At 48.4% G+C, this 23768-nt stretch carries 14 protein-coding genes; 7 read left to right on the top strand and 7 right to left on the bottom strand.

Features of this window, described 5'->3' with window-relative positions; genetic code table 11:
• Window positions 1-195: 195 nt before the first annotated feature.
• A complete protein-coding gene (locus ACM67B_RS07280; RefSeq protein ID WP_416189072.1) occupies window positions 196-2427 on the top strand; it encodes a DNA internalization-related competence protein ComEC/Rec2 in 2232 nt (743 codons plus the stop codon).
• 420 nt (window positions 2428-2847) lie between these two features.
• Here the strand turns inward: ACM67B_RS07280 and ACM67B_RS07275 are convergent, their stop codons facing one another.
• On the bottom strand, window positions 2848-4218 hold the full coding sequence (locus tag ACM67B_RS07275; RefSeq protein WP_416189071.1) for an FAD-binding oxidoreductase: 1371 nt from the start codon (window positions 4216-4218) through the stop codon (window positions 2848-2850).
• Window positions 4219-4365: 147 nt separating this feature from the next.
• On the bottom strand, window positions 4366-4674 hold the full coding sequence (locus ACM67B_RS07270) for a hypothetical protein (RefSeq protein WP_416189070.1): 309 nt from the start codon (window positions 4672-4674) through the stop codon (window positions 4366-4368).
• Window positions 4675-5192: 518 nt separating this feature from the next.
• Here ACM67B_RS07270 and ACM67B_RS07265 point away from each other — a divergent pair.
• The 6 genes from ACM67B_RS07265 to ACM67B_RS07240 all read left to right on the top strand — a co-directional run bounded on the left by ACM67B_RS07265 (window position 5193) and on the right by ACM67B_RS07240 (window position 16543).
• Entirely contained in the window at window positions 5193-5672 is a 480-nt protein-coding gene (locus ACM67B_RS07265; RefSeq protein ID WP_416189069.1) for an FKBP-type peptidyl-prolyl cis-trans isomerase, read from the top strand.
• Between the two features lie 251 nt (window positions 5673-5923).
• Window positions 5924-10240, top strand: coding sequence for a 1,4-alpha-glucan branching protein GlgB (gene glgB, locus ACM67B_RS07260; protein WP_416189068.1), 4317 nt, complete (start codon window positions 5924-5926; stop codon window positions 10238-10240).
• Between the two features lie 307 nt (window positions 10241-10547).
• Window positions 10548-12542, top strand: a complete 1995-nt coding sequence (glgX, locus tag ACM67B_RS07255; protein WP_416189067.1) for a glycogen debranching protein GlgX — start codon at window positions 10548-10550, stop codon at window positions 12540-12542.
• Between the two features lie 273 nt (window positions 12543-12815).
• Window positions 12816-15296, top strand: coding sequence for a glycogen/starch/alpha-glucan phosphorylase (locus tag ACM67B_RS07250; RefSeq protein ID WP_416189066.1), 2481 nt, complete (start codon window positions 12816-12818; stop codon window positions 15294-15296).
• Between the two features lie 93 nt (window positions 15297-15389).
• Window positions 15390-15746 carry a helix-turn-helix domain-containing protein gene (locus ACM67B_RS07245; RefSeq protein WP_416188879.1) on the top strand — a complete coding sequence of 119 codons (357 nt, stop codon included), beginning with the start codon at window positions 15390-15392 and terminating at the stop codon, window positions 15744-15746.
• Between the two features lie 23 nt (window positions 15747-15769).
• Complete coding sequence (locus ACM67B_RS07240; protein ID WP_416188878.1) at window positions 15770-16543, top strand: IS3 family transposase; 774 nt, start codon at window positions 15770-15772, stop codon at window positions 16541-16543.
• A 190-nt stretch (window positions 16544-16733) separates the two neighbouring features.
• Here ACM67B_RS07240 and clpP read toward each other — a convergent pair whose 3' ends face one another.
• From clpP to ACM67B_RS07215, 5 genes are all read right to left on the bottom strand, one after another.
• On the bottom strand, window positions 16734-17363 hold the full coding sequence (clpP, locus tag ACM67B_RS07235) for an ATP-dependent Clp endopeptidase proteolytic subunit ClpP (protein ID WP_095502198.1): 630 nt from the start codon (window positions 17361-17363) through the stop codon (window positions 16734-16736).
• A gap of 273 nt (window positions 17364-17636) precedes the next feature.
• Window positions 17637-18947 (bottom strand): trigger factor, encoded by a 1311-nt coding sequence (gene tig / locus ACM67B_RS07230; protein WP_416189065.1) that lies wholly within the window; start codon window positions 18945-18947, stop codon window positions 17637-17639.
• 336 nt (window positions 18948-19283) lie between these two features.
• Window positions 19284-21608, bottom strand: coding sequence for a DNA translocase FtsK (locus ACM67B_RS07225; protein ID WP_416190543.1), 2325 nt, complete (start codon window positions 21606-21608; stop codon window positions 19284-19286).
• Between the two features lie 262 nt (window positions 21609-21870).
• The gene (locus ACM67B_RS07220; RefSeq protein ID WP_416189064.1) at window positions 21871-23235 is read right to left on the bottom strand and encodes a sodium-dependent transporter; all 1365 of its coding nucleotides are present in this window, start codon (window positions 23233-23235) and stop codon (window positions 21871-21873) included.
• Between the two features lie 326 nt (window positions 23236-23561).
• Window positions 23562-23759 carry a CsbD family protein gene (locus ACM67B_RS07215; protein ID WP_095503371.1) on the bottom strand — a complete coding sequence of 66 codons (198 nt, stop codon included), beginning with the start codon at window positions 23757-23759 and terminating at the stop codon, window positions 23562-23564.
• Between the last annotated feature and the right edge of the window lie 9 nt (window positions 23760-23768).

Here is a 23768-nt window from a genome sequence, read left to right as displayed (position 1 = left end):
GGGAGCTACAACGTGATTTAAGTTCTACGTTCCTTGGGACTGATTGTAGCACTGCGAAATGAGAAAGTAAGTTTAAGCAATTCTAATCAATCATAAAAGCCGCCTGAAAGAAGAACTCTTTCAGATGGCTTTTTTCTATGCACATCCATTATTTCTAATTTACCATAATAAAAACGATTACAAGAGAAATAATTTATGTTGCGTTATGTATTGCCGTGCTGGGCATTCGGGGTATTGGTGTCGTTCCTGTTGCCTGTGGTGCCGCCGTTGTGGGCGTGGATTGCGGTGTTTGGGTTGATTTTATTGGCAGCTTGGCGTTGGAAACCGGCGGCAGTGTTGTTGTGTGTGTTGTTGGGTATGGCTTATGGGGTGTGGCGTACGGAATCAGCGTTAGCGCGGCAATGGCCGGTGGCGCGGGTGGAGAATGTGGCGTTGACGATGGTAGTGGACGATTTGCCGCGCCGTGATGAGCGGCGGGTGCAGTTCGCGGCCAAGGCTTGGGATAAGGATGGCGGCGAATATCGCTTGATGTTGTCGGATTATCAGTTGCGCGATTGGCCGGTGGGCAGCCGCTGGCAGGTGTCGGCGCGGGTGCGGCCGGTGGTGGGTGAGGTGAACTTGCGCGGGCTCAATCGTGAGGCTTGGGCATTGGCCAATGGCGTGGGCGGCATGGGTTCGTTGGGTAAGGGTAGGGTGTTGTTGGCGGAGTCGGGCGGCCTAAATTTGACGTTGTGGCGTGAACGCATCAGCCGCAATTGGCAGCAGGCGAATCTTTACGGACACGAGTTTTCAGACGGCATCGGTTTGATGCGGGCATTGGGTATTGGCGAACAATCGGCATTGCGGGCGGAATTGTGGCAGGCATTTCGGCCTTTGGGCTTAACGCATTTGGTGAGCATTTCGGGGCTGCATGTGACGATGGTGGCGGTGTGGTTCGGTTTTTTGGTGAAACTGTTGCTGCGGGCGCTGCCTGTGGTGCCGAAGCGGCCGAGATTGTGGGTGTTGACGGGTGGTGTGCTGGGTGCGTTGTTGTATGCGGGTTTGGCGGGTTTTGGTGTGCCGACGCAGCGCAGTGTGTTGATGTTGGCGGCGTTTGCTTATGCGTGGTGGCGCGGCAGCGGTTCATCGCCGTGGGCGGGCTGGTGGCAGGCTTTGGCGCTGGTGTTGCTGTTTGATCCTTTGGCGGCATTGGGCGTGGGTTTGTGGCTGTCGTTTGGTTTGGTGGCGGCGCTGATTTGGTCGTCGGCAGGCCGTCTGAACGAACGCGGCTGGTGGCTGGCTGTGCGCGGGCAATGGGCGGTGACTTTGTTGTCGGTGGTGTTGCTGGGCTATATGTTTGCTTCGCTGCCGCTGTTAAGCCCGCTGGTGAATGTGGTGGCGATTCCGTGGTTTTCTTGGGTGTTGACGCCGCTGGCTTTACTCGGTTCGGCTCTGCCGTTTGCGCCGCTGCAATGGTTGGCGGCGGTGTTGGCGGAATACACGCTTCGGTTTTTGGTGTGGCTGGCAGGGTATTCGCCTGAATTTGCGGTGGCGGCTGCGCCTTGGCCGTTGATGGCGTTGGCAGTTTTGGCGGCGTTGGTTTTACTGCTGCCACGCGGCACGGCTTTGAAACCTTGGGCTTGCTTGGTGCTGGTTGGATTTGTGTTTTACCGTATGCAACCTTTGCCGGAAGACCGTCTGAAAGTGTGGGTATGGGATGCGGGGCAGGGTTTGTCGGTATTGATGCAAACGCGCGAACACCGTTTGCTGTTCGATACAGGCACGGCATATGCGACAGGTGCGGGCATTGTACCAAGCTTGAATGGGTTGGGCATTCGGCGGCTGGATAAGTTGGTGCTGTCGCATCATGACATTGATCACGACGGCGGCTATACGGCAGTCAAGCGTAGTCAACCGCCGCAAAAGCTGCTAGCCGGACAGCCTGAATTTTATCCGCAAGCCGAGTTTTGTGACGAATCGCAATGGGTGTGGAATGGTGTGGTATTTGAGTTTCTCAGGCCGTCTGAAGCGTATTCGGGTAAAGATGACAACGATGAAAGCTGTGTGTTACGTGTGGTGACCGACGGGCAGGCGCTGCTGATTACTGGCGATATGGGACAGAAGGGAGAACTGGATTTGGTGCAAAAATATGGTGATGCACTCTATAGCCAAGTATTGGTTTTGGGGCATCACGGCAGTAATACTGCCAGTGCGGGCACGTTTTTGAATGCAGTGTCGCCGCAATATGCCGTAGCTTCAAGCGGCTATGCGAATAGCTACGGCCATCCGACCAAGGTGGTGCAAAACAAAGTCGCGGCGCATGGGGCAACATTGTTGCGCACGGATTTATCAGGCGCGCTGGTGTTTGAGTTGGGTGGTGGGGCGGAAGTTTTTCAAGGTCGTCTGAAACAGCAAAAGTTTTATTGGCAGAAAAAACCATTTGATTAAGGGAAAGTAATGAAAAAATGCGTTCAGGCGCCCTCAACATAAACTTAACAAAAGTATAGTTATCCCTGCTTTGTGTGAACTCTGTTGTGGATAACCATGATTGAGGGTTGAAATGTATAGAAAAAAACGTGTTGTTTAAAAAATGAGCAAATGTAATTTTAATACAGTTTGGTGGTGGGTTTACATTTAGGTGCGGTTTAGACGGCATATTGTTGTGGATAATCGATAATCCCGGTGATGTCTGCCTGGAGGTATATTAACCAATATCCGTGATTAAGGTGTGTGATGGTGTGTGAATCATGTGGATAAGTGTGATTATTATCTGAATTTAAATGAGAAAATATAATTGCTTAAAATTTAAGCATTAGTAAATAGGCCGTCTGAAATGCTTTTTCAGACGGCTTGATGGTTGGATAGAGGTTAGGGCAACAGCTTGCCCGGATTCATAATATTGTGTGGGTCCAATTGTGCTTTAATGACACGCATTAAGGCGATTTCGGTTGCTTCGCGCACATGCGGAATCCAATGGTTTTTGATTTCGCCGATGCCGTGTTCGGCTGCGATGGTGCCTTGGTGTTTTAGGATATGTTCATAAACGATGGTGTTGATGATGTTTTCGTATTCATACACTTCGTTGCTTAGGATGTCGGGCAGGAAGGTGTTGTAATGCAGGCTGCCGTCGCCCAAATGACCAAAGCAGACGATTTGGATATCGGCAAAACGCGTTTTTAAGGCGGCGGCGCATTCGGATACAAAATCAGCCACATTTGCAATTGGGGTGGCGATGTCATGCTTAATGCTGGTGCCTAAGTTGCGTTGAGAAGCGGAGATGTTTTCGCGCAGAGTCCACAATTCTTGGCGTTCTTGTTCGGATTGTGCCAACACGCTGTTTTCATAGCCTTGGGCATAAAGGTATTCGGCCAATTGATCGGCCAAATCAGTATCGGGAACGGAATCGGTCAATTCCATCAAAATATGCCAATCGGCATCAGTCGGCTTGGTTAATTGGCTGAATTCAGATGATAAATCCAAAGCAAAGCGGCTGATGAGCTCGAAGCTGCATAAGCGTTCGGCAAAGTGGCCTTGGATTTGGGTGAGCAGCTTCACCGCTTCATTGATGCTGGTTAAACCTACCCATGCGGTGGCGGTGGTTTGCGGGCGGGCAAAAAGTTTTAAAGTCGCAGCGGTAATCACACCGAGCGTGCCTTCGCTGCCGATAAATAAGTGGCGCAAGTCGTAGCCGGTGGTGTTTTTATGCAGAGGTTGCAGGTGCGAAACCAATTCGCCGTTGGGTAAGACGATTTCTAAGCCTAAGACTAAATCGCGCATCGCACCGTAGCGCAATACGTTCAGGCCGCCGGCATTGCAGGCGATGTTTCCGCCGATTTGGCACGAGCCTTCGCTGGCCAAGCTTAAGGGGAACAAGCGGCCGGCATTGGCTGCGGCTTCTTGTGCGTGTTGCAAAATCATGCCGGCTTCGACCGTCATGCTGTTATCCGCCAGATTGATTTCGCGCAGTTTGTTGAGCTTGGAAAGATTAAGCAGCACGCCTTGACGGGCGACCGCCGCGCCGCATAAGCCAGTGTTGCCGCCTTGCGGGGTGACGGTAATGCGATTTTCATGACAAAAGCGCAGGATTTTTTGCACGCTCGCGACAGAATTCGGTTGCAGAATAATATCCGGTGTGGAAGTGAAGCGGCGGCGTTGGTCGATGATGAGTGAGGGCGTCGGCTCAATAATTTCTGAAGCATCAAGAAATGATTGAAACGAGGTGGGTAGGTGGGGATGCATGCTGTGCCTGGTGATTGTTTGTTTTGTAATAAATCAGGATTATAGCGCAAATCTGCCAACGGACTGTAAGGCAGATAGTTGGTCGGAAAAAACAAAAAGCAGGATACTTTTTATAAGTATCCTGCTTTTTTATTCTGAATCAGAATATTAGTTAGCAGCAGAAGCTTCAGAAGCAGCGGCTTCAGAAGCAGCAGCGTCGGCAGCAGAAGCAGCAGCTTCAGAAGCAGCGTCGGCAGCAGAAGCGGCTTCAGTAGCTGCAGCATCTGCTTCAGAAGCGGCTTCAACAGTCGCTTCGGTAGTGGTAGAAGCAGCTTCAGTAGCAGCAGAAGCGGCAGCGTCAGCAGCAACAGAGGCAGCAGAAGCAGCTTCAGCAGCAGCATCTTTAGCTGGCTCAGAACCACCACAAGCAGCCAAAGTCAAAGACAACAAAGCAGCAGCAAACAATGAATTTTTCATTTTATAACCTTCTTTTTTAAATCGATTTAAAGTAAAAACTAAAAAACGGCCGCATAGCGGCCTTTACAGTAGAAATTCATGACTGAATTTTCCTCATTATGCCCCACCATATAAGCCATTGCAACGGCGCAAAATTAAGAGAGGGCGCAGAATGAATTGCTTAATTTGATAAAATTACAAAATCGTTCTTGGGTTTGTACTTTTCTGTAACATTTTTTAAGTAAAATTCAGGTTAAATATTTTTGAATTCAATTGTTTATTGCTTTGTCACCGACAGGCGGCAGTAAGCAGGCGAAAATTTTGCCTAAGTGTTAAGTTTTGAGAATTTTTTGCTGATTGGTTGTAGAAAAGCAACAATTAATATTAATTTTGTGAAAAGTCGGGTTTTAATTTGCAAGTGGTAAAAGATGGTGTTTACCGGCTTTTGGCCATGCAGTCAGAATGGCACACTTCAAGCAGCGGCTCTGTGTTAGAATGCAGCTTGTATCAACGTGGTAACAATTAACAAGGACGACAAAATGGCGATTGCTAAAAATTCAGTAGTATCCCTGCATTACGAAATGTACGATGCCAACAACCAATTATTGGATAAAACCGAAGAGCCTATCGTGTATCTGCATGGCGGCTACGATGGTATTTTTCCATTGGTTGAGGAAGCATTACACGGCAAAAATGTCGGTGAAACAGTAGAAGTAGCATTGTCGCCTGATGATGCGTTTGGCGAACAAGATCCGGAATTGGTGCGCATTGAAGATGTCGGTGTGTTCCCGGTTGAAGTGGAAGTGGGCATGATGTTTGAAGCCGATGATCCGGAAACCGGTGAAGTGTTGATCTACCGTGTAACCGATGTGGCTGACGGTAAAGCTGTGGTCGATGGCAACCATCCTTTGGCCGGCATGAAAGTGTTGTTTAAAGCAACTGTCGACGGTATCCGTGAAGCCTCTGTCGAAGAAATCGAACACGGCCATGTACATGGTCCGCATGGCCACCACCACTAATTTGTGAGCGGATGATAAAAGGCCGTCTGAAAAGTTTTGACCTGTGTGTCGAACCCTTCAGACGGCCTTTGGTCTGAATGGGTGCAGTCAAACAGTTGATTGAAAAGACTGTCAAATCTTGGTTTAAATCAAATCAAGCCGAGAAAAATACGCTTTATCGGCAGCCTACGTCGAATTACATATTTGATACGGCACAATCTATATTAAGATTAGTTTCCCCACCTCCTTAACCGCAACGGCAGATTTACGCGATGAACTCATTAGAAACTCAAGCCGGCGAATACGGCATTGATTTAGGCTTTTACGACATCGGCGGCGTTTACCATGAAACCATGCCCGAAGTCTTACAGGCCATTCTTCAATCTTTACAGCAAACCGATGTTTCAGACGGCCTGTTTGTCGATACTTTGGTGGCACGCGAGCAGGAAGCACAAACTTTAGGCTTGCCTGCCGCATTTCATTCAGCCGCACAACACTGTTTGGAAAACGAAGCCGGTGAAAGCTGGGTTTTAAATGTTTATGACGACAACGGTAACCTGCGGGCAGCTTTGCCTGAATTGGCCGCCGGCTATTATGTGTTGTCCGCCGAAACCGATGGCGCGGTGGTGAAACTGCGCTTAATTGTGGCACCGAAATCGGTTTATCAGCCTAAAGCGCTTTCAGACGGCCTGAGAATGAACGGGCTGACCACGCATCTTTACAGCTTGCGTTCGGAACGAAATTGGGGCATTGGCGACTTCACCGATTTGGCCGATTTGATGGCTTTTGCGGCCGAGGAGCAATTGGATTTTATCGGCATTAATCCATTGCATGCGCTGTTTACCAGCCGTCCGGCTTATGCCAGCCCGTATAGCCCGTCATCGCGTGAATGGCTTAATCCGATTTATTTGGATGTCGCCAAAGTTGCTGCGTTCAGCTATGGCGAAAAAGCCAAAAAATGGCTGGCGCAACCCAATATCCAGCAACGCATCGCCGCCTTGCGCCTGACCGATACCGTGACCTATACCGCTGTTTGGGCGTTTAAACGCGATGCGCTGCAATTGGCGTTTAATGCGTTTGAAAAAGAAACCTGCGAAGAAGCGCAACGCGAACGCGAAGCCTTTGCTGCGTTTGCAGCGGAAAAAGGCGAAGCCTTGCGCGGTTTCGGCTTGTTTGAAGCCTTAGACCAATATTACAACCAACCGGGCGAGATTGGTTGGACATCGTGGCCGTCTGAATATCAAGATCCGCAAAGCGAAGCGGTACAAAATTTTGCCAAAGGCCACGAGCGCGAAATTCGTTTTTATATGTGGCTGCAATGGCTGTGTGCGCAACAATTGGCCGAAGTGAACCAAGCCGCGCAAAAACACGGCGTGAAGCTGGGCATTTACGGCGATTTGGCCGTCGGCGTGGCGCGTGGCAGCTCGGATACTTGGCTGAATCGCCGTGATTACTGCATGGATATGTCGGTCGGTGCACCGCCGGATCCGCTGGGGCCGACTGGCCAAAACTGGAATCTGCCGCCGCTGAATCCTTATGCACTCAAACACAACGGCTATGAAAAATTCGCCCAATTATTGCGTGAAAACATGCGTTTATATGGTGTTTTGCGCATTGATCATGTGATGGCTTTGTGCCGCTTGTGGTGGGTGGTGGGCAGCCAAACCGCCGATCATGGCGCGTATGTACATTACGATGCCGAAGCGATGTTTGCCATTTTGGCTTTGGAAAGCCAGCGCCATCAATGTGTAATTATCGGTGAAGACTTAGGTACGGTGCCGGATCAGGCGCGGGAATTGCTTTACCGCTATCAGGTGTATTCTTATAAAGTGGTGTATTTCAGTAAAAATGCACAAGGTTTTGAATGGCCGCAAGATTATCCGCATCAAGCGATTGCGGTCATCAGCACCCACGACGTGGCACCATTGGCCGCGTATTGGACCGGTGAAGATTTGGCCACCATGCATCGCTTGGGCACGATTGCCGATGACGAAGCGTTTCAGACGGCCTTACAACAGCGCGAACACGATAAAGCCGATTTGTTTGCCAAATTAAAACAAAGCCGCTGCTTACCTGAAGATACAGACATGCCGTCTGAAATGACCGAAGGCTTAATGAGTTCGGTGCACCGCTATGCCGCGCAAACTGAGTGCAAACTGCTTGCCCTGCAATTAGAAAACCTGCTGGGCATGAGCGATAACCTCAACGTGCCGGGCGTGGCCGAAGGTTATCCGAATTGGGCGCGCAAAATGCCGGTCACGCTGGAAGATTTCCCTAACCATCGCTTAATGAGCGGACAACTTGCCATGATTGACGAGGTACGCATGAAGAAAAACAGCCACACCAAGGCTTATCACGAGCTGGATTCTGTCGAACGCGACACGGTCGAGAGCCTGTTTTTGGCGACGCACAACGATTTGTTTGCCTATCTGGGGCGACACCGTTTGGCAGAAGGCGATGAAGTGGTGCGTACGCTGTTTCCGGGAGCGTTTAGTGTGGACATCGTCAACCGTCACGACGGCAAATTGATTATGCCGTCTGAAAAAATTGATGAACGCGGTTTCTTCGTGGCTGTGTTGCCGGAACATGCGCCCGACTATGCCTTGAGTGTGAAATACAGCGAACATGGCGAAGCGGTGCGCGAAGAAGATGTGTATCGTTTCGGCACGGCGTTGCAAGACATGGATTCATGGCTGTTGGCCGAAGGCAAGCATTTGCGGCCGTATGAAACTTTAGGTGCGCACTTTGCCGAAGTGGACGGCGTGAAAGGCGTGAGCTTCGCCGTGTGGGCACCCAATGCGCAGCGCGTGTCGGTGATTGGTGAGTTTAACCAGTGGGACGGTCGCCGCCATGTGATGCGTTTCCATCGTGATAACGGCATTTGGGATATGTTTATCCCGGGCATCAAGCTCAATGATTTATACCGCTTTGAAATCCGTGATATTCACGGCAATGTGCGTCAAAAAACCGACCCGTATGCGTTTGCTGCCGAATTGCGTCCGGGCACGGCTTCTGTGGTGCGCGGTTTGCCGGATAAAGTGGCCGAGCCGGAATTCCGCGCCCGCGCCAACGCCATTGATGCGCCAATCAGCATTTACGAAGTGCATTTGGGTTCGTGGAAGCGCAATCCGGAAAACAATTTCTGGCTGACCTATGAACAGTTGGCAACCGAATTGGTGGCATATGTGAAAGACATGGGCTTTACCCACATCGAATTGCTGCCGATTTCGGAATATCCGTTTGACGGCTCGTGGGGCTATCAAGCCACTGGTTTGTATGCGCCGACCAGCCGTTTCGGTTCGCCTGATGAATTACGTGCCTTGATTAAAGCCGCGCACGATGCGGGTATTTGCGTGATTCTCGATTGGGTAGTCGGCCATTTTCCGGTGGATGATCATGGCTTGAACAAATTCGACGGCACGGCTTTATACGAACACGCCGACCCACGCGAAGGCTACCATCAGGATTGGAACACGCTGATTTACAACTTCGGCCGCAACGAAGTGAAAAACTTCTTGCAAGGCAATGCGCTGTATTGGATTGAGCGTTTCGGTTTCGACGGTTTGCGCGTGGATGCGATTGCATCGATGATTAACCGTGATTATTCACGTAAAGAAGGCGAATGGATTCCAAACCAATATGGCGGCAATGAAAACTTGGAAGCAATTGCATTTTTGCATGACACCAACACCATGTTGAAAGCAGAAGTGCCAAATTCGACGCAAATCGCCGAAGATTCGACTTCATTCCCAAATGTGACCCGCCAAGAAGGCTTGAATTTCAGCTACAAATGGAACATGGGCTGGATGAACGACACCTTGCGCTACATGCAGGAAGACCCGATCAACCGCAAATACCATCACGATAAAATCACCTTCGCCATGATGTATCAATACAGCGAAAACTTTGTGTTGCCGCTGTCGCATGATGAAGTGGTGCATGGCAAATATTCGCTGTTGGGCCGTATGCCGGGCGATTGCTGGCAGCAGTTTGCCAATTTGCGTGCGTATTACGGCTTTATGTTCGGCTTCCCGGGCAAAAAACTGCTGTTTATGGGCAATGAATTTGCGCAAGGGCGCGAGTGGAATTACAACGAAGGCTTGGATTGGTATTTGCTGGAAGAAGAAGGCGGCTGGCACAAAGGCATGCAGGATTATGTGCGCGATTTGAACCACATTTATCAAGCCAACGCACCGCTGTATCAGCTTGACCAATGGCCGGAAGGCTTTGAATGGCTGGTGACCGACGACGGCAACAATTCAGTATTCGTATTTGAACGCCGCGACCGCGAAGGCAACACCATTATCGTCATCAGCAACTTCACGCCGGTGGTGCATGATGCCTACCGCTTCGGCGTGAATCAAGCGGGCGTGTATCGTGAAATCATGAATTCCGACCAAACCGCCTACAAAGGCAGTGGCGTGAGTGCCGGTGTGGAAGTGGCAAGTGAAGAAATCGCATCACACGGCAAACTGAATTCGCTGTCGGTGAAAATTCCGCCATTGGCCACCGTGTATTTGTATAAAGCCGCCGATAAGCCTGAAGCGCTTGAAGCAGAAGAGCTTGAAAGCGATACTGTCGAAGCATAAGCAGTTTATCGAAAACCGCTGTTTCAGAGGCCGTCTGAAACAGCGGTTTAGGCTAAATATAGTATAGAAGTTTTGATGTTAGCATGTTCAGACGGCCTGAGACCTTTGCAAACTCCCTATCTTTGGCACATTTCTTCGTTATGCGCTGCTCGAAAGCTTGCCTATCTTTGTGATATGCCTGCGCTTTCTGTGCTGCTCTAACTTCGAACTGTACTCAAATCTGGAGTTTTGCAAAGGCCTCAGCCTGATATGTAAGAAATAGCCACATCATTAGTTTGAATCCATAAGTTGAAATAAGGTAAGCGATATGAATGCCGAAGCATGGCATATTGAAGCAGGCCGCCCGTATCCTTTGGGCGTGTCTTTGCAGGAAAACGGGGCAAATTTTGCTGTATTTTCGTATTACGCACAATCGGTTGAATTGTGTTTGTTTGACGGGGAAAAAGAAACGCGCTTAGAACTGCCTTGCCGCTCAGGCACGGTGTTTTACGGCTTTGTGCCCAATATCAAAGCAGGGCAGCGCTATGGTTTTCGTGTGTATGGGCAGGGCTATGGCGCGCATTGTGCTTTTTTCAATCCGCAAAAGCTGCTGATTGACCCTTATTCAAAGCAGATTGACGGCGTGCCGCAATACCGCAACGAAAAGGAAATGGCGTGGTTTCATCATACAGACGGCCGTGATAATGCGGCCATTGCGCCCAAAAGCGTGGTGGTGCCACCTTCTGATTTTGATTGGGGCGATGACCGCCATCCCGATATTGCTTGGGGCGATACGGTGATTTATGAAGCGCATGTCAAAGGTTTTACCAAGCAATTTCCTGATTTGGCGAATGCGGGTACTTATCAAGCATTGGCCGATAAGCGCGTGATTGCTTATTTGCAAAAATTGGACATCACCACGGTTGAGCTGTTGCCGATCTATCAGCATTTGGATGAATACCATTTGCAGAAAATGGGTTTATCGAATTATTGGGGCTACAACACTTATTCGCATTTTGCGGTCGAACCTGATTACGCCGCCAATCCGAATCAAGCCGCCGACGAATTCAAACAAGCAGTCAAAGCCTTACATGCCGCCGGTATCGAAGTGATTTTGGATGTGGTGTACAACCACACTGCCGAGCAAGACATCGAAGGGCCGACCTTATGCCAGCGTGGCATGGATAATTCGCTGTGGTATTGGCAAGACGCGCAGTATGAATATGAAAACTGGTCGGGCTGCGGCAACACGCTCAAAGTAGTGAACCGCGATACCAGCCGCTGGGTAATGGACAGCCTGCGCTATTGGGTGGAAGAATTTCATGTTGACGGCTTCCGTTTTGATTTGGGCACGATTCTCGGCCGCGAACCGGCATTTAAAACTTATGGCCGCTTCTTCAATATGCTGTTTCAAGACCCACTGTTGGCCGGTCGTAAAATGATTGCCGAAGCGTGGGACATTGGTGAAGACGGCTACCATGTGGGCAAATTCCCACAGCCTTTTGCCGAATGGAACGGCTTGTTCCGCGATGATATGCGTGCATTTTGGAGTTGGGAAAACGGCAATCTCGGCGCATTTGCCGAGCGTTTGTCGGGTTCTGCCGATATGTTCGACCACAGCGGGCGATTGCCGTCGGCCAGCATCAATTTCATTACCGCACACGATGGTTTCACCCTGCAGGATTTGGTGAGCTACAACGAAAAACACAACGAACCCAATGGTGAGCTAAACCGCGACGGCCACAATGAAAACTTCAGCTACAACCACGGTGTAGAAGGCGAGAGCGATGATCCGTGTGTGTTGCAATCGCGCGAATATACCGCCAAAGCTTTGCTGGCCTCATTATTTTTATCTTCAGGCACACCGATGTTGCTTTCCGGCGACGAATTCGGCAACAGCCAGCAGGGCAACAACAACGGCTACTGCCAAGACAATGCCACCACATGGCTGGATTGGCCGTCTGAAACGCATGTGTTGCAGGATTATGTACATGATTTGATTGAAATCCGCAAACAAATCAAATCATTAAATGCAGATGAATGGTGGAATAAAACACACGTCACCTGGCTCAATTCAGACGGCCTTGAAATGACAGATAAATGCTGGAATGACCACAGCGTAAAAGCCATGCAGGTTTTGCTGGATGACGAATGGTTGTTGCTGGTGAATGGCAAGCGTAGTACGCAGTTATTTAACCTACCTCAAGGAAGTTGGAAAGTTTCTTGCGTACCATCTGAGAAATTTAATTACGAACCGGCTGCTCAGCAATGCGAAGTGTCGCACATGGGGATATGGGTTTTACGCAAAGCGAATAAAGCATAGATTTTAATAGTGTTTTAATAGAAGCTCAGGTAAAATCGACGCATATCGGTTCTGTTCGGCTCAAGATTGAGTGAGGTTTGTCTGAGGCCGTCTGAATATATTGGCAGTCGGAAAGATACACTGATTGCCCGAAATTAAACTGTTTTTGTAGTTTTACATCGAATTGCGTATTGAATTTAATTCAATCCATTTCCTATTTTTGCTGTCTGAATCCATTCAGACGGCCTGATTTCATCACTGTGTGTTGAAACACACGAAACAAGAAAGGCTATCATGGCTCAGAAACTTCCTATCTCAGGCTACGATTATGTTATGCCGAAACCGGATGCCGAAACCATCCGTAAGTCGATTGTTTACAAACTGATTTTTATTTTGGGTGTTGACCCGAAAGATGCCAACGAACAGCAATGGCTGAATGCTGCTATGCTGGCTGCACGCGATTTGATTGCCGAGGATTTCCTCAAAACCCGCCGCGCCCATATCGAAAACAGCAAACGCATGGTTTACTATCTTTCTATGGAATTCTTGTTGGGCCGCTCGTTTGTCAATGCATTGATTAATGAGGGCGTGTACGCTGAATTTGAAGAAGCATTCAAACAATTGGGCAAAGAATTTGCCGATGTGTGCGAGCAAGAGCAAGATCCGGGCTTGGGTAACGGCGGTTTGGGCCGTTTGGCTGCGTGTTTCTTGGATTCATTGGCAACCTTACGTATTCCGGCCATGGGTTACGGCATCCGCTATCAATACGGTATGTTCAAACAAGAAATCGTGGACGGCCAGCAGGTTGAAAAACCCGATTTATGGCTGGATCAGGATTTGGCATGGCAGTTTGCCCGTCCGAACAAACAATATGCAGTTAACTTCGGTGGCCAAGTGTTGAACATGGGCAACAAAAAAGAATGGCATCCGAGCGAAGAAATTTCGGCTTGGGCATATGATGAAATCATTCCGGGCTACGGCGGCGACGTGGCCAACCCATTACGCTTGTGGACGGCGCATGCCGGAAATCTGTTTGATTTGGCCGATTTTAACCGCGGCGAATATGCATCTGCCGTGCGCGCGCAAAACAGCGATGAAAACATTTCTCGCGTTTTGTATCCGAACGACTCAACCGAAAGCGGCCGTGAATTGCGCTTGAAACAAGAATATTTCTTGGTTTCAGCTTCCGTGCAAGACATCATTGCGCGTCACAAATGCCGTTTCCCGAATATCCGCACCTTGGCCGATGAAGTAGCGATTCACTTGAACGATACCCATCCGGTATTGGCAATTCCTGAATTGATGCGCATTTTGATCGATGAAGAGGGCTTATCGTGGACTGAAGCATGGAATATTTCCTGCAAAGTGTTCTCTTACACCAACCACACTTTGATGAGCGAAGCCTTGGAAACTTGGTCGGTTGATTTGATGGGTCGCTTGTTGCCACGCCACTTGGACATCATCTTTGAAATCAATGCCTACTTCCTGAATGCCTTGCGTGCGATTGGTAATTTTGATGATGAATTTGTCAGCCGCGTGTCGATTATTGACGAAACCCATGGTCGCCGCGTGCGCATGGGCTGGTTGGCAGTGATTGGTTCGCACAAAGTCAACGGCGTGGCCAAAATCCACTCTGATTTGATGGTCAACACCATTTTTGCCGACTTTGCCAAAATCTTCCCGGAACGCTTCACCAATGTGACCAACGGTGTGACCCCGCGCCGCTGGATTAATATTGCCAATCCGGCATTGACTTCATTCTTGGACAAACATTTGGGTGAACAAGATTGGCGTTTGCACTTAGATAATTTGGTGAAACTGAACGACAAAGCCGATGATGCGCAAGTTCAGGCCGAGTTTGCCGAAGTGAAAAAAGCCGCCAAAGTACGCTTGGCCGGCTATATCGAAAAAGAGTTGGGCATCAAAGTCAACTCTGACGCTTTGTTTGATATTCAAATCAAACGTATCCACGAATACAAACGCCAAGCCTTGAACGTGATGCACATTGTTGACCGTTATAACAAAATCTTGGAAAACCCGGATGCCGATTGGCAGCCACGCGTGTTTATCTTTGCCGGTAAAGCCGCTTCTGCTTATTACATGGCGAAGAAAATCATTCGTTTGATTAACGATGTGGCCAAGATCATCAACAACGATAGCCGCATCCGTGATTTGATTAAAGTGGTGTACATCCCGAACTACAGCGTAAGCTTGGCACAAATCATCATTCCTGCTGCCGACTTACATGAGCAAATCTCATTGGCCGGCACCGAAGCTTCAGGCACCAGTAACATGAAATTCGCTTTGAACGGCGCGATTTGTATGGGTACTTTGGATGGCGCCAACGTTGAAATTCTGGATAAAGTCGGTGCGGAACACTGCTACATCTTCGGTAACACCGTTGAACAAGTGGAAGAAATTCGCCGCAATGGCTACGACCCATTGAGCTACATCGAGCAAGACCATGACTTGCGCCGTGTGGTCAATCAAATTAGTCATGGCACCTTCTCACCGGAAGAACCGACCCGCTACAACGATGTATTGCAGCCTTATGGTGACCATTACCAATTGATGGCCGACTTCCACAGCTATATCGACACGCAAGCCAAAGCAGATGCGCATTTCAAAGACAAAGCCGCTTGGAACCGCTCTGCCTTGATTAACATTGCCAACATGGGCTTCTTCTCGTCAGACCGCTCGATTGCCGATTATTGTCGCGATATTTGGTACATCAAACCGTTGACTGAAGAAGAATTGCCGCATCGTCCTAAATAAGATGTGATGAAACAATAGGCCGTCTGAAAGTAAATGAACTGCACCCCAAAAGTTGGACACTTTCCCCCCAACTTAAAAAGGTGCAGTTTTCTTATGTCCAAATATACACTAGACTTCAAATACCGAGCCGTACTCCATTACCATCAAGTGCACAGCCAACAGCGTACCGCAGACCATTTCAACGTCTCACGCACCCACCTGCGCCGTTGGATTGCCGCCTACCGTCAAGGCGGTATAGCCGCACTTCAGCACCCACAGGCTACGCTTATGAAGACTACGCAGACCAAACGCAACAATCCCTTTATCGTCGACAAACCCGACCATGAAAAAACTCAGGCAGAGCTGATTGAAGAGTTACGCTACATGAGGGCGGAGATCGACTACCTAAAGCACATGAAAGCCCTCAACGAAAAGAACGCCACCAAAGTTGCGAAACCGTTCAAACGCTGAGGGCGAAGCACCTGCTGAAATACTTGTTGCACAGTGCCGGCATACCCAAAAGCAGTTTCTACTACCACATCGGTAAATCCGATCCCGATATGGAAGCCAAAGCGGCGGTGAGTGAAGTTTATCACCAACACAAAGGTCGCTACGGCCAACGGCGGATTGGAGCTGTATTATCGTGGAATAAAAAGAAAGTGCAGCGTATTATGGGATTATTGGGTTTGAAAGCCAAAGTGCGCAACAAAAAATCCTATCGTCCGCAAGTTATAGGAGAGACGTCGAAAAACATCCTTAAGCGTGCATTCACTGCTGATAAAGCGGGAGATAAATGGTTGACCGATGTGACCGAGTTTAAATGCACCGACGGCAAACTGTACTTATCGCCGATATTGGATGTATTCAATCGTGAGATTGTGGCTTATGAGCTCAGTAGAAAGCCGGACAGCAAGATGGTCATGCAGATGCTGGATAAGGCATTCGGCCGTCTGAAAGGGCAGACCCCGCTGCTGCATTCTGACCAAGGTGTGCTTTACCGAACTCAGGCTTATCGGGAAAAGCTGGCGGAGAAAGGCATTGTGCAGAGCATGTCGCGCAAAGGGAATTGCTGGGACAATGCACCGATGGAGAGTTTCTTCGGGACATTAAAAGTGGAAAGCTTCTATCAGGAAGGTGTGTTATCGGTGGCAGAGTTGACCAAAGTGATAGATGATTACATACGTTACTACAATTATGAACGTATTAGTTTGAATTTAAAAAAGCTGAGTCCTGTGGCTTACAGAACTCAGCTTGAACAGGCTGTTTGAGAAAGATTTTTAATTTGTCCAAGAATTGGGGGACAGTTCAAAACTTTCAGACGGCCTATTTTGAATTTTAGATAAGCTTTAAATGATACAAGGCAAGCAGCAGTAATGTTTTATGTTTGCCATGCATTAATCAGCAAAGGCTGTCTGAAAATGGATTTCAGGCAGCCTTTTTAGCTAACAGATTTAATTTTTAATTGGTTTCTGCCAACAATGCTTCGCGGCTTTCCAATACTTGGTCGATTAAGCCGTATTCTTTGGCTTCATCGGCAGACATGTAATTGTCGCGGTCGGTGTCGCGTTGCAAATCAGCCAAATCGCGGTCGCAATGTTTCGCCAGCAAGCGGTTGAGTTTCTCTTTAATCTTAATCAGCTCTTTGGCATGGATCTCGATGTCGGATGCTTGGCCGGATAAGCCGCCGTGAATCAATGGTTGGTGAATCATGATACGGCTGTTTGGCAGAGCGAAGCGTTTGCCTTTTTCGCCGGCAGACAGTAAGAATGCGCCCATGCTGGCGGCCTGACCCAAACACAGGGTTGATACGTTAGGCTTAATGAAATTCATGGTGTCGTAAATTGACATGCCTGCGGTAACTGAGCCGCCAGGGGAATTGATGTAGAAATAAATATCCTTATCTGGATTTTCGCTTTCTAAAAACAGCAATTGTGCCACCACTAAGTTGGCAGATTCATCGGTTACGGGGCCAACCAAAAACACAATGCGCTCTTTCAGCAAGCGGGAATAAATATCGAAAGCGCGTTCGCCACGGCCGCTTTGTTCGATAACGGTGGGAACGAGATAGTTTTGAATGTCTGGAGTCATGCGGACTTTTCCTGTCAGTAAGTGATACGGAAATCAGTAAATCATCTTTTTCCATATATGGTGCCAAATAGCCGGCATTTCAATGTATGGCGGTTTAATATAAAAATAATTGCAGTTTTACCAGCGTCCAGATGTGGGATGTACAAGCAGTCGCTGTTGCCTTGTCTTATTTTTATTGTAAACCACGATAATGCACTCAAGAAACAAAAAGCACCAAAGCGCGCTTTGCGCGCTGCTTCAGTGCTTTCATGATGTCATGTATCAGACGGCAGATTAGGCTTGTGCGCCCATTACTTCGTCAAATGACAAGGTTTTTTCAGTAACTTTGGCTTTGCCCAATACGAAGTCAACCACGTTGCTTTCAACGGCCAAAGAAGTCGGGCCTTGCAAGCGACTTTCGTCGCCGTAGTACCAGTCGATGACTTCTTGTGGATCTTCGTAGCTTTCAGCAAAGTTGGCCACAACGGCTTTGATTTGTTCTTCGGTTGGTTCCAGTTTGTTTTCTTCAACCACTTTAGCCAAAATCAAGCCCAAAGATACGCGGCGCTCGGCTTGTTCTTTGAACATGTCGATTGGCAAATCCAAGTTGGCAGCATCAGCCATGCCTTGGTTTACGAAGTTTTGTTTCATTTCGTTGGCCAAGCGGGTAGCTTCTTCGTTTACCAAAGCGTTAGGCACTTGCAATTCAGATGCTTTCAATAAAGCTTCCATTACAGAATCTTTGGTTTGGTCTTGAATGCGGCGCTCAACTTCACGACCAACATTTTTCTTCACTTCTTCACGCATTTTAGCCACATCGCCGTCTGCAATGCCCAAGGCTTTAGCGAAATCAGCGTCCACTTCCGGCAAGGTCGGCTCAGAAACGTTGTTCAAAGTGATGGTGAACACGGCAGTTTTACCGGCCACTTCCTGACCGTGGTATTCTTCAGGGAAGTTTACTTCAACGTCTTTGCTTTCGCCGGCTTTCATGCCCACAACGCCTGCTTCGAATTCAGGCAACATTTGACCTGCGCCCAATACGAATGCGTAGTTTTTAGAAGAGCCGCCTTCAAACAATTCGCCGTCGATTTTGCCTTCAAAATCGATGATCACACGGTCGTCATTTTTCGCTTCACGCTCAACGTGGTTGTAGCGGGTACGTTGTTTGCGCAGGATTTCAACTGTTTGGTCAACTTCGGCATCACCAACGTTAGCCGTTACTTTTTCAACTTCTTGTGCAGACAAGTCGCCAATCACGACTTCAGGGAATACTTCAAAAATCGCAGCGATTTTGAAAGATTCTTGGTCATCTTGCTCTTCCACGCCTTCAAAACGTGGGAAACCGGCTACTTTCAGGTTTTCGCTTACCGCGATGTCGTAGAATGCACGTTGAACCAATTCGTTCATCACATCATTTTGAGTGTTTGCGCCGTACATTTGCGCAACCATTTTCAATGGGGCTTTGCCCGGACGGAAGCCGTCGATTTTTACGCGGCGTTGGGTTTGTTTCAAACGTTTGTCGGTTTCTGCGTTGATTTCAGCCCAAGGCAGAGACACAATTACTTTGCGTTCCAAGTTTTCTAAAGTTTCTACAGTTACGCTCATCGTAAGCCCTTAAATATCTTGTTGATTAATGGATGGAAACCTGTTTGCGTGATTTGCCTTCAAAGGGGACAAAACAACAATCGGCAGCCTCAGGCGGCCATTGGTTGCAAAAGGGATAAAATTCAGCCGACTAGTATAGCACAATGTTTGAATAATAGGCGATAAGGCCGTCTGAAAATTGGTCGATTCAGACGGCCTGTGGTGTGATTTGAATCAGCAGTAACAAAATAAACCATGATTCAGATTAATACGCTGATTTATTTTTTTATCCTTGTATATATCTAAAAAGGCCGTCTGAAAACTAAAATTTTCAGACGGCCTTTGTTATGTTTAAAATCAAAGCTGGTCTTTTTGAGCCAAAATTCGACGGCTGCCGCTGATGTCGGCAGGGGTGACTACACCTGCGTTTTCCAATGCTTCCATCAAATTGGCTGCGCGGTTGTAGCCGATGCGCAATTGGCGTTGCAAAGCAGAAATTGAGGTTTTCTTGCTGTCTAACACAAACGCAACGGCTTGGTCGAATAATTCGTCGCTGTCGGCATTTGGGTTGACGATGTTTGTGGTTTCCAAAGCTGCTTCACCGCTGAGCAAGCCTTCGATGTAGCGGGTTGGGGCTTGTTCTTTGACATGGGCAACGACTTTATGCACTTCATCATCGGAGACAAATGCACCTTGCACGCGGGTGGGCTCGGCGCTGCCCGGTTGCAGGAATAAAGAGTCGCCGTATTTCAGCAATTCGTCGGCGCCTATTTGGTCGAGAATGGTGCGGCTGTCGATTTTGCTTTGCACGGTAAAGGCCATGCGCGTCGGGATGTTGGCTTTGATTAAACCGGTTACCACATCGACACTCGGGCGTTGTGTGGCAACAATCATGTGAATGCCAGCGGCACGCGCTTTTTGCGCCAAGCGGGCGATTTGCTGCTCGACGGCTTTGCGTTCAGTCATCATCAAATCGGCCAATTCGTCAATCACCAACACAATCAGCGGTAGTTTTTCCAATGGCTCGGGGTCATCAGGATTTAAGCTGAAAGGGTTCAGCAACGGTTTGCCTGCTGCTTTGGCATCTCCGACTTTCTTATTGAAGCCGTCTAAATTGCGCACGCCGGCATGAGAAAGCAGGCGGTAGCGTTTTTCCATTTCGGCCACACACCAATTCAGCGCCTGACCGGCTTCACGCATATCGGTGACAACCGGGCAGAGCAGGTGTGGAATGCCGTCATAAATGCTCAATTCCAGCATTTTCGGGTCAATCATGATGAAGCGCACTTCATCCGGCGTGGCTTTATACAGCATAGACATAATCATGCCGTTGACGCCGACGGATTTGCCCGAGCCGGTCATACCGGCCACCAATAAATGGGGCATTTTGGCCAAATCGCCGACTACCGGATTACCGGAAATGTCTTTGCCCAAGGCGACAGTCAGCTTGGATTGCGCTTCGTTAAATACTTCTGAAGACAAGATTTCGCTCAACATCACGTCTTGACGGTGTTCGTTTGGCAATTCAATGCCCATGGTGTTTTTACCGGCAATGGTTTCCACCACGCGCACGGCTTGTACCGACATCGAGCGCGCCAAGTCTTTGGCCAAACCGACAATCTGGCTGCCTTTCACGCCTTGCGCCGGTTCGATTTCAAAGCGGGTAATCACAGGGCCTGCAGTAGCTGACACTACTTGCACACCAATGCCGAATTCGGCCAGCTTGGATTCAATGCGTTCGGCAGTTTGCTGCAACACATCGGGATTAACGGCTACCGGTTCGCCTTCGGGGATACGCAGTAAATTCATGCTCGGCTTGTGATATTCGCCCACAGCTTGCGGCTCTTTATGGTCGTCAAACAAAGATGTTTGAATTTTAGGCGGTGGCGCTACCGATACGGTCACGGCTTTGCGGTTGCTGCTGCTGCCTTCGATCTTCTGCATAGGCTCGGCAGTGATGGTTTTGGCTTCTTTCAACAGGCGGCGAGCCGGTTTGGTGTCGCGCAAATCGGTGGTGTCGTCGGCTTTTTGTTGCTTTTTATCGGCGATTTTTTGTTTGAGGTTTTGTAGGTTTTTCTCGGCGTTGTGGCCGGTTTTAGCCAAGACTTCCAGCCAAGAAACCTGTGCCAGCAGCGAAATCGCCAACAGCAATACCACAAACATAATCAACAAGCTGCCGGATTTACCCAGCAGCCAACCCAATCCTGAGCCGGCAAACGCACCGATTAAACCGCCGGCACCCACAGGCAGCGAGTCGTTCAATGCGGCATCAAATGCGAAGTGTTCTAAAATCGGGCTGCACACCAGCAGCAAAAACAAGGCCAAAGCCGCCACACCGTGATTGTAGGGCTTATGGTTTTCTTGCTTTTGCAGCGGACGGAAGTTTTTATAGAGAAACATACCCGAGGCGATAATCCACCACCAAAACGACAGGCCGAATAAATAGTAGCCGATATCCGACACATACGCGCCGAACAAGCCGCCGAAGTTTTGCACTTTGCTGGTGTTGGCCACGCTGCGCGACCACGCCGGATCGCTCATGTCGAAGCTCAATAAAGAAATCGCCAGATAAATGGTCACCACCAAGCCGAACAGCCACATGGTGTCGTTAATAAGGTTCACCACATGCTCAGGGCGGGCTTTTTTTTCTTCGTCTTTTTGTAAGGCTTTGGCTGCTTTCAGGCTTTCCGACAGCTTATTGGGCTGGACAGCAGGTTGCGGTTTGGCCGAGCGGCGCGCAGCGGGCTTGGCGGCTTCCGTTTTGGCTTTGACTTTGGGTTTGGGAGGTGTTTTCGTAGATTTTGTGGCCATAGAATTCTGTTGCAGAGGCCGTCTGAAACGGCATCTAAAAGTAATGTGCGTAATGTCGAATTATACAATAAACCGCTGTCGTGATATACACAAAGGCCGTCTGAAATGTTTCAGACGGCCTAAATGATTGGTCTCAAATCAGGTTGCTGATAAAAATCAGCAGAATCACCAGCGGCACCAAATATTTGACATAGTTGAACCAAATATTCACAGTGGTGTCGTTGCCTTGATGACGCAATTCGTCTTTCGCTTCATCTTTCATCATAAAGCCGACAAACAATGCCGAGCCCAAAGCCGTGAGCATAAATAGGATATTGCCGCTGATAAAATCGAAAGCATCAAAAATATTGCGGCCGAAAATTGAAATATCCCGCCAAGGGCCATAAGCTAAAATCGATGGAATATTGCCCAATACATAAATACCGCCCAATACAATGGTAATCGCTGCAGCACGACGGATTTTGGTTTTTTCCTGTAGCGCCGTAATCAACACTTCGTAAATGGTTAAAGAAGTGGTGAGCGCGGCAATCAGCAGCAGCGAGAAGAAAATCACCGCAAACACAGAGCCTGCCCACATATTGGAAAACACGATCGGCAGGCTTTGAAACACCAATGTCGGGCCGGAATTTGGCGCTACACCAAAGCTGAAGAGTGAAGGAAAAATCATAAAGCCCGCCAATACTGCAATCAAGGTATTGGTAATGGCGGTGATGACGGCCGTCTGAACCAGATTTTCGTTTTTATCCAAATAGCTCGATAAGGTAATCATCACGCCAAAGCCTAAACTCAAGGCGAAAAATACTTGTCCGAGCACAAAGACAAACAATTGCGCCGTGATTTTGCTGAAATCGGGTTTCAGATAAAAAGTGATGCCTTCCATCGCGCCGGGTAGGGTAACGTTGCGCACCACCATCGCAATCAGGAATAAAAACAGCAGTGGCATTAAGTATTTGGCTGCTTTTTCAATGCCGCCAATCACGCCTTTGACCAAAATAAAATAGTTCGCCAACACAAAAAGCAGGGTGTAAAGCGCAATCGACCATGGGCTATTTTCAATATGCTCGCTAAAAAACGCTTTGGTGACTTCTCCGTGAATCGGTTGCGACACATCCAAGCCACCGCCGATTAAGTTCACAATATAGCTGATGACCCAGCCGCCAAGCACCATATAATAAGCCATGATGCCGAATGCGCCGAGTAAGCCCATCCAGCCGACAAGTTTCCAGATTTTTGGTACCGGTTTGCCGTTGAGTTCGCCACCAAAGGCATCCAGCGCGTTGACGCCTTTACGCCGACCAATCACGTTTTCCACCAAAATCATCGGAATACCGATTACAATCATGGCAATACAAAATAAAAATACATACGCGCCACCACCGTTTTCACCGACTAAATAGGGAAAACGCCAAGTAGCGCCGAAGCCGACCGTCGCGCCGGCAACAGTCAGAATATAGGTTAATCGGTTTGACCAGGTTTGACGGGGTTGAGAAGAATTCATATTAATATATTTATAATAAAGCAAAACCAAAGGGTGATATTATACGCCTGATAAAGTATGCAATTTAGCTGAATATTAAAAATACTGATAGTGAATAATTCTGGAAAAGATAATTTCTATAGTGAAAAATGGTAATAATTTAGGCTGTCTGAAAACAAAATAGGTGAAAAGACTGGTTCGAGATAAAGGATTTAGATTGTAATATTGTAATAGACTTGAATAGCAATGTTGTTGTGGCAACAAGTTTTCATATTATTGAGCATGAAAAAACGAAAAACCTGCCATAGGCAGGTTTTTTAATGTTCCTTTAGAAAATAAACGTCGGATTAGCGGTCGTTAACCCAATCGTCCAATTCTTTTTCAACTTGTTCTTTGGTGTAGCCGTAACGCTCTTGAATGCGTCCTGCCAACTGATCGCGTTGGCCTTCTACGACTGCCCAATCATCATCGGTTAATTGGCCCCATTTCACTTTGGCTTTACCTTTTAATTGATCCCACTTACCTTCTACTTGATCCCAGTTCATACCAGTTCC

The organism is Neisseria sp. CCUG17229, from assembly GCF_047839235.1.
In the GTDB taxonomy this organism is placed as follows: domain Bacteria; phylum Pseudomonadota; class Gammaproteobacteria; order Burkholderiales; family Neisseriaceae; genus Neisseria; species Neisseria brasiliensis.
Note: the sequence above shows the minus strand (reverse complement) of the source record. Positions and strands in the feature narration are given on the sequence as shown.

Bases quoted from the DNA above. Each gene is read 5' to 3' on its own strand.
- ACM67B_RS07280 (WP_416189072.1), top strand. From the start codon at position 196: ATGTTGCGTTATGTATTGCCGTGCTGGGCATTCGGGGTATTGGTGTCG.
- ACM67B_RS07275 (WP_416189071.1), bottom strand. From the start codon at position 4,218: ATGCATCCCCACCTACCCACCTCGTTTCAATCATTTCTTGATGCTTCA.
- ACM67B_RS07270 (WP_416189070.1), bottom strand. From the start codon at position 4,674: ATGAAAAATTCATTGTTTGCTGCTGCTTTGTTGTCTTTGACTTTGGCT.
- ACM67B_RS07265 (WP_416189069.1), top strand. From the start codon at position 5,193: ATGGCGATTGCTAAAAATTCAGTAGTATCCCTGCATTACGAAATGTAC.
- glgB (WP_416189068.1), top strand. From the start codon at position 5,924: ATGAACTCATTAGAAACTCAAGCCGGCGAATACGGCATTGATTTAGGC.
- glgX (WP_416189067.1), top strand. From the start codon at position 10,548: ATGAATGCCGAAGCATGGCATATTGAAGCAGGCCGCCCGTATCCTTTG.
- ACM67B_RS07250 (WP_416189066.1), top strand. From the start codon at position 12,816: ATGGCTCAGAAACTTCCTATCTCAGGCTACGATTATGTTATGCCGAAA.
- ACM67B_RS07245 (WP_416188879.1), top strand. From the start codon at position 15,390: ATGTCCAAATATACACTAGACTTCAAATACCGAGCCGTACTCCATTAC.
- clpP (WP_095502198.1), bottom strand. From the start codon at position 17,363: ATGACTCCAGACATTCAAAACTATCTCGTTCCCACCGTTATCGAACAA.
- tig (WP_416189065.1), bottom strand. From the start codon at position 18,947: ATGAGCGTAACTGTAGAAACTTTAGAAAACTTGGAACGCAAAGTAATT.
- ACM67B_RS07220 (WP_416189064.1), bottom strand. From the start codon at position 23,235: ATGAATTCTTCTCAACCCCGTCAAACCTGGTCAAACCGATTAACCTAT.
- ACM67B_RS07215 (WP_095503371.1), bottom strand. From the start codon at position 23,759: ATGAACTGGGATCAAGTAGAAGGTAAGTGGGATCAATTAAAAGGTAAA.